The organism is Cupriavidus gilardii, from assembly GCF_013314895.1.
Classification (GTDB): Bacteria; Pseudomonadota; Gammaproteobacteria; order Burkholderiales; family Burkholderiaceae; genus Cupriavidus; species Cupriavidus gilardii_C.
On the sequence record NZ_JABTYE010000002.1, the window covers coordinates 14,776 to 27,456 of the forward strand.

General features: G+C 67.7%; 11 protein-coding genes. 4 read left to right on the forward strand and 7 right to left on the reverse strand.

Going from position 1 to position 12,681, the window contains the following annotated elements:
- Positions 1-26 precede the first annotated feature (26 nt).
- Both HTY53_RS01935 and HTY53_RS01940 read left to right on the forward strand, forming a co-directional pair.
- Positions 27-791 (forward strand): SDR family oxidoreductase, encoded by a 765-nt coding sequence (locus HTY53_RS01935; RefSeq protein ID WP_174104703.1) that lies wholly within the window; start codon positions 27-29, stop codon positions 789-791.
- A gap of 23 nt (positions 792-814) precedes the next feature.
- Positions 815-2,599, forward strand: a complete 1,785-nt coding sequence (locus tag HTY53_RS01940; RefSeq protein WP_174104704.1) for a class I adenylate-forming enzyme family protein — start codon at positions 815-817, stop codon at positions 2,597-2,599.
- Between the two features lie 29 nt (positions 2,600-2,628).
- Here the strand turns inward: HTY53_RS01940 and HTY53_RS01945 are convergent, their stop codons facing one another.
- The 4 genes from HTY53_RS01945 to HTY53_RS01960 all read right to left on the reverse strand — a co-directional run bounded on the left by HTY53_RS01945 (position 2,629) and on the right by HTY53_RS01960 (position 5,529).
- Complete coding sequence (locus HTY53_RS01945; RefSeq protein WP_174104705.1) at positions 2,629-3,141, reverse strand: CreA family protein; 513 nt, start codon at positions 3,139-3,141, stop codon at positions 2,629-2,631.
- A gap of 2 nt (positions 3,142-3,143) precedes the next feature.
- Positions 3,144-3,629, reverse strand: coding sequence for an acyl-CoA thioesterase (locus tag HTY53_RS01950; protein ID WP_149318152.1), 486 nt, complete (start codon positions 3,627-3,629; stop codon positions 3,144-3,146).
- A gap of 154 nt (positions 3,630-3,783) precedes the next feature.
- On the reverse strand, positions 3,784-4,065 hold the full coding sequence (locus HTY53_RS01955) for an HU family DNA-binding protein (protein ID WP_006577833.1): 282 nt from the start codon (positions 4,063-4,065) through the stop codon (positions 3,784-3,786).
- 243 nt (positions 4,066-4,308) lie between these two features.
- Positions 4,309-5,529 (reverse strand): Bcr/CflA family multidrug efflux MFS transporter, encoded by a 1,221-nt coding sequence (locus tag HTY53_RS01960; protein ID WP_174104706.1) that lies wholly within the window; start codon positions 5,527-5,529, stop codon positions 4,309-4,311.
- A gap of 383 nt (positions 5,530-5,912) precedes the next feature.
- Between HTY53_RS01960 and HTY53_RS01965 the strand changes: the two genes are divergently transcribed.
- Positions 5,913-6,443 (forward strand): hypothetical protein, encoded by a 531-nt coding sequence (locus HTY53_RS01965; RefSeq protein ID WP_174104707.1) that lies wholly within the window; start codon positions 5,913-5,915, stop codon positions 6,441-6,443.
- A 193-nt stretch (positions 6,444-6,636) separates the two neighbouring features.
- Here the strand turns inward: HTY53_RS01965 and mdoH are convergent, their stop codons facing one another.
- Positions 6,637-9,216: a glucans biosynthesis glucosyltransferase MdoH gene (gene mdoH, locus HTY53_RS01970; RefSeq protein WP_174104708.1), complete on the reverse strand. Its 2,580-nt coding sequence runs from the start codon at positions 9,214-9,216 to the stop codon at positions 6,637-6,639.
- Positions 9,189-10,769 carry a glucan biosynthesis protein G gene (locus tag HTY53_RS01975; protein WP_174104709.1) on the reverse strand — a complete coding sequence of 527 codons (1,581 nt, stop codon included), beginning with the start codon at positions 10,767-10,769 and terminating at the stop codon, positions 9,189-9,191. Before HTY53_RS01975 ends, mdoH begins: the two co-directional genes overlap by 28 nt.
- A 713-nt stretch (positions 10,770-11,482) precedes the next feature.
- On the opposite strand from HTY53_RS01975, the gene HTY53_RS01980 reads away from it, so the two are divergent.
- A complete protein-coding gene (locus HTY53_RS01980; protein ID WP_254599748.1) occupies positions 11,483-11,899 on the forward strand; it encodes a hypothetical protein in 417 nt (138 codons plus the stop codon).
- A gap of 40 nt (positions 11,900-11,939) precedes the next feature.
- Here the strand turns inward: HTY53_RS01980 and HTY53_RS01985 are convergent, their stop codons facing one another.
- A complete protein-coding gene (locus tag HTY53_RS01985) occupies positions 11,940-12,578 on the reverse strand; it encodes a surface-adhesin E family protein (RefSeq protein WP_174104711.1) in 639 nt (212 codons plus the stop codon).
- Positions 12,579-12,681 lie beyond the last annotated feature (103 nt).

Sequence of the window (12,681 nt, forward strand, 5' to 3'; positions counted from 1 at the left end):
AACGGGATCGGTAGAGGAGACACCCCATGTCATTGTTCGATCTGAGCGGCAAGGTCGCCATCGTCACCGGATCTTCGCGCGGCATCGGCCGTGCGATCGCCGAGCAGATGGCGGTCCAGGGCGCCAAGGTGGTCATTTCGTCGCGCAAGGCCGAGGCCTGCCAGGAAGTGGTCGACGCCATCAATGCAAGGCACGGCGACGGCACCGCGATTGCCGTGCCCGCCAACATCTCGTCAAAGAGCGAGCTCCAGCATCTGGTCGACGAGACCAACCGCGTGTTCGGCAAGATCGACGTGCTGGTCTGCAATGCCGCGTCGAACCCCTACTACGGCCCGATGGGCGGGGTCACCGACGAGCAGTTCCGCAAGGTGCTCGACAACAACGTGATCTCGAACCACTGGCTGATCCAGATGGTGGCGCCGCAGATGCTCGACCGCAAGGACGGCTCGATCATCATCGTGTCGTCGATCGGCGGCCTGCGCGGCTCGCCGACCATCGGCGTCTACAACATCTCGAAGGCGGCGGACTTCCAGCTCGCGCGCAACCTGGCGGTCGAGTTCGGCCCGCACAATGTCCGCGTCAACTGCATCGCCCCGGGCCTGATCAAGACCGATTTCGCCCGCGCGCTGTGGGAAGATCCGGTGCGCTACAAGCAGTCGACCGAGAACGCGCCGCTGCGCCGCATCGGCGAACCGATCGAGATCGCCGGCGCGGCGGTCTATCTGGCCTCGAGCGCAAGCTCCTTCATGACCGGCCAGGCGCTGGTGGTCGACGGCGGCGTGACGATCTGAGCGGCCGCCCGCTCGCCGCCGCCATGGCACCGTCCGCCCGCAGTGCACCGGGAAATTCGCCGCGAATTTCGCCTGCCTGGCCGGCGATCTCGCTGGCCGATGCCCACGCCCGCCTGACCGCGCCCGGCGCGCCCTTCGAGACCGAGGTGCGCGAGATCCGCGGCATCCCTACCACGGTATGGAAGCACGCGCCGCCGACGCTGCGGGACCTGTTCCTGCAGGCTCGCGCGCGCGGCGAGCGCACCTTCGTCGTCTACGAGGACCAGCGGGTCTCCTATGCCGGCTTCGCGCGCGCCGCGCTGGCGGTCGCGCATGCGCTGATCGAGGACGGCGTGCGTCCGGGCGATCGTGTCGCGGTGGCGATGCGCAATCTGCCCGAATGGCCGGCCGCGTTCTACGGCGCGCTGCTGACCGGCGCCATCGCGACGCCGCTCAACGCGTGGTGGACCGGACCCGAACTGCAATACGGGCTCGCCGATTCCGGCTGCAAGGTCGCGATCGTCGACGACGAACGGCTCGAGCGGCTGCGCCCGCATCTGGCCGACTGCCCTGCGCTGGTGCGCGTCCATGTCTGCCGCGGCGCAGCGGATGCGCCAGATGCCGACCCGCGCGTGGTACCGCTGGAGCGGACCATCGGCGACGTGATGGCCTGGGACCGGCTGCCCGAACTGCCGCTGCCGGGTGTCGCCATCGATCCCGAAGACGATGCCACGCTTTTCTATACCTCCGGCACCACCGGCAAGCCCAAGGGCGCCATCGGCACGCACCGCAATGCGACCACGGTGGCCTTCTGCGGCGGCTTCGGCCCGGCGCGCAACTGTCTGCGCCGGGGCGAGCCCATCCCCGAACCCGATCCGCTTGCACCGCAGAAGGCAACACTGCTGTCGGTGCCTTTTTTCCATGTGACCGGCTGCATGTCGGTGCTGAACGGCGCGCTGCACGCCGGCAGCAAGATCGTGCTGATGCGCCGCTGGGACGCGCTGCGCGCGCTGGCGCTGATCGAGCGCGAGCGCTGCACGGTGGCCGGCGGCGTGCCGACCATCGCCTGGCAACTGGTCGAGCATCCCGAGCGCGAGCGCTTCGACCTGTCCTCGCTGGAGAGCGTCAACTACGGCGGCGCGCCGGCTTCCCCCGAACTGGTGCGCCGCATCGTCGAGGTCTTTCCGAAGTCGATGCCGGGCATCGGCTGGGGCATGACGGAGACCTCGGCGACCTTCACCAGCCACAACGCCGAGGAGTATCTGCATCGCCCGGACAGCAGCGGCCCCGCACTGCCGATCGGCGAGATGAAGGTGGTCGACGGCCGCGGCCGCGCCTTGCCGCCCGGCGAGGTCGGCGAGCTGATGGTGCGCGGCGCCAACGTCGTGCGCGGCTACTGGAACAAGCCCGAGGCCACGGCCAGCACCTTCGTCGACGGCTGGCTGCGCACCGGCGATATCGCGCGGCTGGACGAGGAAGGCTTCCTCTATATCGTCGACCGCGCCAAGGACATGCTGATCCGCGGCGGCGAGAACATCTATTGCATCGAGGTCGAGAGCGCGCTGTACGAGCACCCGGCGGTGATGGACGCGGCCCTGGTCGGCATCCCGCACCGCACGCTGGGCGAGGAGCCGGGCGCGGTGGTCGGCGTCAAGCCCGGGGCCAGCGTCACCGAGGCCGAGCTGCAGGCCTTCGTCGCCCAGCGGCTGGCGGCGTTCAAGGTGCCGGTCCGCGTGATCGTGCGCAACGAAACGCTGCCGCGCAATGCCAACGGCAAGATCCTGAAGTCGGAACTGCGCAAGCTGTTCGACGACGGCGCCGGCGCCTGAGCACCCTCCCCGGCGGCGTGCCGAGCCGCTCAGCGCAGCGGTATCGGCGTGCCGGCATCCACCGGCACCGCGGTCACGCTGTTCTTCGGACTGCCCGACACGATGCGGTCCGAGTAGGTCAGATAGACCAGCGTGTTGCGCTTGCGATCGACCACGCGCACCACGTGCAGGGTCTTGAACAGGATCGACATGCGCTCCGAAAACACATTGTCCTGCTGACGCAGCGGCCCCTTGAAGCCGATCTTGCCGACCTGGCGGCAGGCGATCGACGCTTCGGCCGGATCCTCGGCCATGCCGAGCGAGCCCTTGATGCCGCCGGTGCGGGCGCGCGAGACGTAGCAGGTAATGCCGTCGACTTCGGGATCGTCGTAGGCCTCGATCACGACGCGGTCCGAGCCGGTCACGCGGAAATGCGTGTTGACGCTGCCGATCTCTTCGCCGTGCGCCGGCGCGGTCCATGCAAGGGCAACAGCGCAAGCCAGCACTGCAGTCGGCGATGCCGCCGACCATGCGGCCATTGGACGACGGGAAGCGTGCGCCATGGTCAGCTCACCGCGCCCTGGATCTGGTCGTGCCGGTGCTCCATTTCCTGGCGCAGCTGGCGGCGCAGCTGCGCGGCGGCGAAGCGCTGGCGCTCGACCTCGTCGCGCGGCACCAGCGGCGGCACCTCGGCCGGCTTGCCGTCGTCGTCGACCGCGACCATCGTGAAATAGCAGCTGTTGGTATGGCGCACCAGCTTGCTGCGGATGTTCTCGGTGATGACCTTGATGCCGATCTCCATCGAACTGCGGCCGGTGTAGTTGACCGCCGCGAGGAAGGTCACCAGTTCGCCGACGTGGATCGGCTGGCGGAACACCACCTGATCGACCGACAGCGTGACGACATAGCGGCCCGCGTAGCGGCTGGCGCAGGCATAGGCGACCATGTCCAGATATTTGAGGATGGTGCCGCCGTGGACATTGCCGGAGAAATTGGCCATGTCCGGCGTCATCAGCACGGTCATCGACAGTTGATGCGAGAGGTCGTTCATCGGGAGCGGCGCGGTGGGTTGAGAAATGCGGTGCAAGGATGCCCTTGCAGAACGCGAGTGTAGCGCGGCTGCGCGACCGTGCGATGGCGGCGCCCAAATGAAAAAGCGGCCCGCATGGGCCGCTCTCCCGGTTGGCATCCCTGGATGCCCGCTCTTACTTCTTCTTGTTCACAGCGTCCTTGAAACCCTGGCCGGCAGAGAACTTGACCGTCTTGGCGGCCGGAATCTTGATCGTTTCGCCGGTGCGCGGGTTGCGGCCGGTACGGGCGGCGCGCTTGCCGGCGCCGAAGCTGCCGAAGCCCACCAGCGTGACCGAATCTCCCTTGGCAACCGCCTTCTTGATGTTTTCCAGCGCGGCGTTCAGGGCGCGCTCCGCTGCAGCGTTGCTCAGTTCCGCGTCTGCGGCGATGGCAGACACCAGTTCACCTTTATTCATGGCTGTATCCCTTGTTGGTCGTCGTCACCGGTGACCAGCCTGAGCCGTTTCACCGACCGGCGCAGTCTAATCCGCCGCTTGCGCATTGGGCAATCCCCAGTCGCACCGGCGCAACGAAAATCCCGGAAATCCTTCCGTCAAGCGGCTTTCGGGGAGATTTACCCCGTCAATTCCGAGCTTTGAAGCGGGCCGGACAGCGGGTTATCCCCAATGCGCAGTTCGGGACGGCGGACGCCCGGGGTTTTACTCGGCGGCCACCGTCGCAGCCGAACGACGGCCCAGCATGCGCATCAGCACCGCGCCGATGCCCCCGATGGCCATCACCACGCCCAGCGGCAAGGCAGTGCCGTCGTGCCACACGCTGACCGCGGTACCGGCCAGCGTGCCCATGCCGAATTGCAGCGTGCCCATCAGCGCCGATGCGGTACCGGCGCGATGGCCCTGATGCGCCAGCGACAGCGTGGATGCATTGGGCATGATGCAGCCCAGCGCTGCCACGTAGACGAAGAAGCCGATCAGCAGCACGGGCAGCGCCGCCACGTCGGCAAGATTGGCCAGAGCCAGCAGCGAGCCCGCCGCGCACGGCGCCGCCAGCGCCAGCCGCAGCACGCGATCGAGCGAGCGGCCGCGCACCAGTGCGGCATTGAGCTGCGACATCGCGATCAGGCCGAAGGCATTGGCGCCGAACACGAAGCCATAGTGGGAAGGATCGATGCCGTGCAATTCGATCAGCACGAAGGGCGAGCCGGCGATATAGGCGAACATGCCCGATTGCGCGAAGCCGGCGCACAGCGAATAACCGAGGAATTCCCGGTCGCGCAGCAACGCGCCGTAGTTGCGGAAGACTTCGGCCAACCGCAGCGGGAGTGCGCGTCGCGGATCGAGCGACTCCTCCAGCCGGAAATGCACCAGCAGCAGGATCATCGTGCCGACCGCCGCCATCACCCAGAAGATCGCGCGCCAGCCGAGCGTGGTCAGGATCGCGCCGCCGACGATCGGCGCGAGGATCGGCGCGAGGCCCATCACCAGCATCAGCGACGAAAACGCGCGCGCGGACTCATGGGCCTCGAGCCGATCGCGCACCATCGCGCGCGCCATCACCATGCCGGCGCAGCCCCCGGCCGCCTGCACGAAGCGCCAGGCCATCAGCGCCGGGGCGTCGCTCGACAGCGCGCAGGCCACCGACGCCAGCACATAGAGGATCAGGCCCACATACAGCGGAGCCTTGCGTCCGAAGCGATCGCTGACCGGGCCGTAGAACGACTGCCCGATCGCCAGGCCGACCAGAAAGGTGCCAAGCGTCAGCTGCACGCTGCCGATGTCGACGCCGAGATCGGCGGCCAGCGTCGGGAACGCCGGCAAATACATGTCGATCGACAGCGGCGCCAGCGCGGTCAGCGACGCGCAGATCAGCAGCCACAGCGGGAAACGCGGCGTTGTCGCCGGGCGGGAGGATTGGGTCATTGCGATGGGAGGAATCGCGTCCGCGCCGGCCTCGGAGAGCGCGTGGAGGACCGGCGAACGGCGGGCGCAAAAGCGGACGCGATCATTGCGGCAACGCACTGGCGGACGACGGGAACGACGTCAAGCGAAAGCCGCAATTGTTGCACACCGTGATGTATCGCGCGCTTGCGGGTTCCGCGTCCCGGGGTCGGCAGGTACAATGCACCCGGTCGACACATTGCCGGTCCGTCATCATCGCCGGCCTCGATCGCGGGACGACAGCGCAGCCCTGCCCCGTGCCGTTCCAGGCGTTCTTCCCCTGCATGCGAACCATATCGAACCACACGACTGCATCGATCGCCCGAGGAACGTCGGCCTCCATCGGGATCGCTACCGCAACCTGCTTGCTGTGGGCCTCGTCCGCCTGCGCGGCGCCGGTCACCGCCCGCACGGTCGCGGCGCATCCGGGCGCGAGCGCCGCGGTGGTGGTCGATGAAGCCGATTCGCTGACCCGCATGCTGCGCGGCGCGGCCACCGGCCAGAATACCGGCGCGGCCGGCGTGCCGGAATTCCTGCGCAGCTCGCGCCGGCCCGATACCGTGCTGGCGCGCGCCTGCCGCCAACTCAACGACGCGCTGCCGATCGACATCGACAAGGAAACGCGTCTGCGCCGCTGCCAGGCGGTGCCCGGCAAACACATCCTGTTCCAGCTGGAATTGACCAACTACAGCGGGCCGATGCTCGACCTCGCCAGCTTCGAGGTCAGCTATGCCGCGCCGCTACAGCGCAATATCTGCGCGAATCGCGACGTCGAGATCCTGACCAAGCTGGGCGTCAGCATGATGTTCCGCTACATGACACGCAAGGCGCGAGGCGAGCGCCGCGTCGGCGACGTCTATATCAACGGCCCGATCTGCACGGCGGCGCTGCGCTGAGAAGATTCGTCCCGCGCTGACACCCGCTGACACCATTTGGGCCTGGGGTGTTCTCCCTCTCCCCTTCAGGGGGAGAGGGTTGGGGACAGGGGGGTTTCAAGCGCGATCGCATAACCATCGCCCTTGCCCTCTCCCCCACCCCTCTCCCGCAAGCGGGAGAGGGAATCATCGGCAAGCGTGAATCACCGATCTTTCAAGCCGCCGCACTGCCCCGCGGGCGCAGGGGCACCACATTGGCCGCGCGGCGCAGCAGCGCGCGGGTGGCCTTCCAGCCGTCGTCGGCCAGCGGCGACGACCAGACCGCCTCGTGCAGGCGCGACAGCGCCAGCGGATCGTTCAGCAACAGCAGCTTCTGCTTCGGCGTAAGCTTGTCCGGCCCGCTGGTCAGCGCCTGCTGCACCAGCACCGCGTGCTGACGCTGCGTGCCGGCCGGCTGGACCACGCGGGCGGTCGCGGTCGCGCACATCAGCGCATTGGTGACCGGATCGACCACTGCGTCGACGAAGCCCGGCGTGTCGCCGGCCTCGGCCACATGGCGCTGCGTGTCGACGATCTCGCGCGGCGGCTCGGCTTCCTCGGGAATCACGAACAATCCGGCCCGGCGCGTGGCACGGCCCAGGCTGACGCGCGAGAGCCAGACCGACAACGGTATCGACATCGCCAGCGCGCCGACGATCGGCAGCAGCCACCAGACGAAGCCCGGATCGAGCCAGTACACCAGCGCGCCCCAGCCCAGGCCGAGCAGCGTGTGCCAGCCGTGGCGGCGCACCGCCTCGCCCCAGGTCGTCTCGGCGTCCTCGCGCGGCGGCGACTTCCACGAGATGCCCCAGCCGATGTAGGCGGCGAGCACGAACTGGGTATGGAACAGCATCCGCACCGGCGCCAGCAAGGCCGAGATCACGACCTCGATCAGCATCGACAGCATCAGCCGCAGCGCCCCGCCGTAGCGGCGCGCCTGCTTCATCAGCAGCACCACGCCGAACAGCTTGGGCAGGAACAGCAGCGTCGCGGTCGCCGAGAACAGGGCCAGCGCCTTCTCCGGATGCCACTCGGGCCAGTTCGGATAGAACTGATAGGGCTGCGAGAAATACTCCGGCGGCACCAGCGCATGCTTGGCCAGCATCGCGGTCGACAGCAGCAGGAACAGGAACCACAGCGGCGCCGACAGATAGGCCATCACGCCGGTCAGGAACACCGCGCGGTGCACCGTGTGGAAACCCTGCTTCATCCACAGCCGGAAGTTCATCAGGTTGCCCTGGCACCAGCGGCGGTCGCGCTTGACCTCGTCGAGCAGATTGGGCGGCAGTTCCTCGAACGAGCCGGGCAGGTCGTAGGCGATCCACACGCCCCACCCCGCGCGGCGCATCAGCGCGGCCTCGACGAAATCGTGCGACAGGATCTCGCCGGCCAGCGGCCCCTTGCCGGGCAGCGGCGCCAGCGCGCAATGCTCCATGAAGGGCTTGATGCGGATGATCGCATTATGGCCCCAGTAGTGCGATTCGCCCAGCTGCCAGTAATGCAGGCCGGCCGTAAACAGCGGTCCGTAGACGCGCGTGGCGAACTGCTGCACGCGGGCATACATGGTCTCGCGGCCGGTCGCCAGCGGCGCAGTTTGGATGATGCCCGCGCCCGGGTTGGCCTCCATCAGCCGCACCAGCGTGGCCAGGCAATCGCCGCTCATCACGCTGTCGGCGTCGAGCACCACCATGTAGCGGTACTTGCTGCCCCAGCGGCGGCAGAAGTCGGCGACGTTGCCGGTCTTGCGCTTGACCCGATGGCGGCGCCAGCGATAGAAGATGCGGCCGAAGCCGTTCACCGCGCGGCAGGCTTCCATCCACGCATCGGTTTCCGCGGTGCGCAGGTCCGGATTGCCGCTGTCGGACAGCACGAAGAAATCGAAGTGCGCGAGCTCGCCGGTGCGTTCCAGCGATTCGTAGGTCGCGCGCAGGCCGGCAAAGACGCGGGTCACGTCCTCGTTGCAGATCGGCATGATCACCGCGGTGCGGGCCTCCTGCGCGATCGGCGCGTTGCCGCTGGCAGAGCGCGAGATCAGATGGCGATCGCCGCCCTTGGCCAGCACCAGGAAACCCATCATCGCGGTCCAGAAGCCGGCCGAGACCCACGAGAACAGCACCGTGAACAGACCCAGCGTGATCATCTCGAGGGTGTCGTTGCCCTTGTACGGCAGCACCGTCGACATGAAGTACGTCGCCATCATGGTCTGCACGATCACCAGGAACAGCAGCACCCAGCGACGGTGCGCGCCCGCGGGATGCCACTTGCCCTCGGCATCGGGGCCGTCGTGCAGCGTGTCCCACGTTTCCGGGACCGGCGGCTTGCCCAGCAGCTTGCGCACGCCATTGCGCACGAACGCGGCGACCAGATGCGGCGGCCACGGCCGCGGCACCATCGAGGCGCGTTTCGGTTCGGGGCCGGTGGCCACATGGACCGTGCCGTCGGCGCGCCGCTCGATCAGCGGTTCGCCGCCGACCTTGGGTTCGCCGTAGGCCAGTTGAAGACGCCGTTCGATCGACGCGTAGGCCGCGCCGGCGGGGGAAGCCGCGCCGTCGCCGTTGGCCAACGCCTTTTGCAGCGAGCGCACGCCGGCGTCGTCGCCGGCGGCATCGCCCTTGATGACGATGCCTTCATGCAGCGCGGTATCGGCCAGCAGGTCGCGGCGCTGTTCCGGCGAAACCGGCAGGCGGTCGACATAGCGCTCGCACGCCGCCGCGGCCGAGCGCTGCTTTAGCCTGGGGGTAAGATGTAGCTCCATGTCTCTGACAGGGTTGTGTTGCCGTTGCGAAGATAGCCGCGCAACTCGACCGGCTTGTTCTCGTCCTTGCGGCGCAGGAACATCGTCATGCGCCAGCCACCGGTGGCCTCGTTACGCTGCGTCGTCGTGCGCAGCAGTTCGGCGTTGCCATCGGCCGATACCACCGCATCCAGATGCGCGGCGGGATCCAGCTTCTTAAATGCGGGGCCTTCGAAATCCACCAGCAGCGAGAAGCTGGTGTCTTCCTTGTTGCGGGTCAGCCCCTGGCCGCGGCGGGTCTGCGTGACCCACGACAGCGGCGGCATGCGCTCGCGATCCTTCTGCCACAGCAGCCGGTATTCGAGATCGAACGGCTGCCTGGGCTTGGGCGGATTGTCCGGAACCCAGTAGGCCACGATGTTGTCGTTGGTCTCGTCCGGCGTCGGGATCATCACCAGCTCGACCCGGCCCGAACCCCAGTTACCGCGCGGTTCGACCCAGCCGCTCGGCCGGCGTTCATACCATTCGCCGATTTCCTGGTAGCTCGAGAACGAGCGGTCGCGCTGCATCAGGCCGAAACCCTGCGGATTGGTCGCCGAGAACGAGGTCACCAGCAGGCGCTTCGGATTGACCAGCGGACGCCAGATCCATTCGCCCGTGCCCAGCTGGATCGACAGACCATCGGAGTCGTGCACCTCGGGGCGGAAGTCCGGCGTCGCCGGCGGCTGGTTCTCGCCGAACAGATACATGCTGGTCAGCGGCGCCAGGCCCAGCTTGGTGACGTTCTCGCGCAGATAGAGGCGCGCCTTGACCTCGGTCTCGGTATCGGCGCCCGGCTTGATCACGAAGCGATAGGCGCCGCTCATGCGGCGCGAGTCCATCAGCGCATAGATGGTCAGATGCTTGTCGCCCGCCGCGGGACGCTCGATCCAGTATTCGACGAAGCGCGGAAATTCCTCGCCCGACGCGAGCGCGGTGTCGACGGCGAGGCCGCGCGCCGACAGGCCGTACCACTGGTCCTTGCCGACGCCGCGGAAATAGCTCGCGCCGACGAAGGACACGACCTCGTCCTTTTGCTTGCCGTTGATCGGATGCAGCACGCGGAAGCCCGCAAAGCCCAGGCCCTTGAGCATCTCGGGATCGAACTTGTGCGAGCCGTAGTTGAAGTCCGCCGGATTGAAGCGCATTTCGCGCACGCGGTTGCCGGTGACCTCGTTGATCTTCACGGGCTGGTCGAACACCATGCCCTCGTGGAAGAACGACAGCTCGAACGGCAGCTTGGTATTGCGCCAGACAAAGCGTTCGGGCTTGTACTGGATCTCCCGATAGCGCGGGTACGACAGCTCGCGCAGTTCGGTGGGCAGATGGGCCTTGGGGGCCTTGTAAGGGGAATTGGCCAGCTGGCGCGCGCGCGCCGCGACGGTATCGAAGCTGAACGCCTGCGCCGTCATCGCGAAGCAGGCCAGTGCACCGGCACACAGCCATCGTCCCAGTCGCACGCCATCGAAGCGCACCGGCAACCTGGGCGGGCGTGAACGGGCGGAAAGCGGCAAGGAAGTGGCGGAGTCGATCATGAATGCCGTCATCAAAGGCGGTAGTCGGTAATGCAATTGGTTATTCGGGAAGCCGCGAAACAGGGCGCGGAAACTCGTCGATGGCCAGGCCGGTAGACCGGTGCCTGAGCCGCCCCATGACGGACGATGCCGGGGGCTGTGACGTTGGTGACGCTTGGAAGGTATTGGATTTGCTGCAATGCGGGACAAAACCTTAACAAATTTACCTAGCAAAAGTCACGTTTCGGTCACGCAACGGTTGCAACAATTTGAAACGATTGTTGCTTATCCGCCTCTTGAATGATCAACGTCGGTTATCCTCCTCATGACATAAATGGCCCCTGAGTTGCACCGCAACAAGGCTGCGTCACAACGGGCGCGCAAGGCCTGCCCGCTCCTGTCGTCGTGCGCAAAGGAGCAGCGATTCGGTGACGGGATCGAATGCGCGCCGGACGGCACGCGGGTCTGTCGGGTGCGGCCTGCCCTCGGTCGCGGCAAGCGCCGGCGATCGGACGAGCCGAGCGAGGCGCGACGATTGAAACTAGGTCCCTGTCGTTGCCACGTCAATCGGACGCTGTCCGACAAAAGCCGGCCTTGGTGGTGTGGGACACGCATGCGCACGCGTGGTATCGGCGCGGAGTGTCGACGGACACTACAATCGACCGACCCGCCGATGGCGCGCCCGGGCAAGACCGCGCGGCGCCATTGCCCTCCACGCCGACAAGGGGATGCCGATGCCGCACGCAGGGCTTGCCCGCCTGACGCTGGCCCCGGGGCTTGCCCCCGCCCTGGCGTTGGCGCTCGCCTTGAGCGCGTCGCTGCCGGCACGGGCCTATGTCGATCACTATCTGGCCAGCACCGTCGTCGGCACGATGACGCAGAGCGAGGCGCGGGCCTTCGCCGCGGCCGTCAATCGCGCCTTGAACGCGACCGAGGACGGCACCGCGGTCTCGTGGCGAACGCAGGCCACGCCACGACGCGCGGCCACCTACGCCAGAATCACGCCGCTGCAGAGCAGGACCGACCACGGCCAGCCCTGCCGCCAGATCCGCAGCGAACTGAAGCGCTCCAGCAAAGAGGAAAGCTGGACCGGCTGGTTCTGCAAGCAGCCCGATGGCCGCTGGCGTGCGCGCGTGGTCGAGGAAGAATGAGGGAAGGAAGTGCCTCAGCGAGCGTCGCCCGGCGCGGCGCTCAGCGGCACAGGCGCGCCATCGCCTCGCTGGCCAGCGAGCCCGACGAAGCCGCCTGGGGCGTCGCGCGTTGCGGCGAACGGATGGTATATAGCGGCTCGCCGCGCGCGAAGCGGCGCGGGAACAGCGTCTGTTCGACCACCGCATACATCGACGTGGCGCAGTCCAGCACCATGCGCCGCAGCGACGACCGGATCGGCTCGCCGCTGGCCGTATGGATGGCGCCGCCGACCGGCGCGTTGCGCATCACGACCACGCCGACCCGCGCACCGCTGCGGCGCACCGAGCGCTGGTCCAGATACGAGATCACACCGTTGCTGCCCATCAGCGGCAGCCAACGCTGCGGGTCCGGCGCGGAAGGATCCGGCGCGGCCAGCGTCACGCAACCCTCGCGCGGCGTCGAACGGAAGACGGTACCGCCGTTTGGACCCTGGCATTGATAGAGCCCCGCGGCCGCGGCCGGCACCACCTTGCCGCGCGCGGTGTCGGCGCGGGCGTCGGGGCTGGATGCCGGCGCCAGCGTCAGTGCGGCGGCCAGCAGCAGCGGCGTGGAATACGGGAAACGGAAGCGGGCGAAGGACGCGACGCCGGCGCGGAGGGCGCGGCGACGCAGTGCGGGCGTGGCGGCACGAGACGACATGATGCTGGGCGCGATGGTGAAACGAAGGCGGCCCGGGGACCGGCGGCGAGCGCGGCCACGATGATGCCGGGCCGCGCGACAGCCGGCATTGTCGCACAGCGAG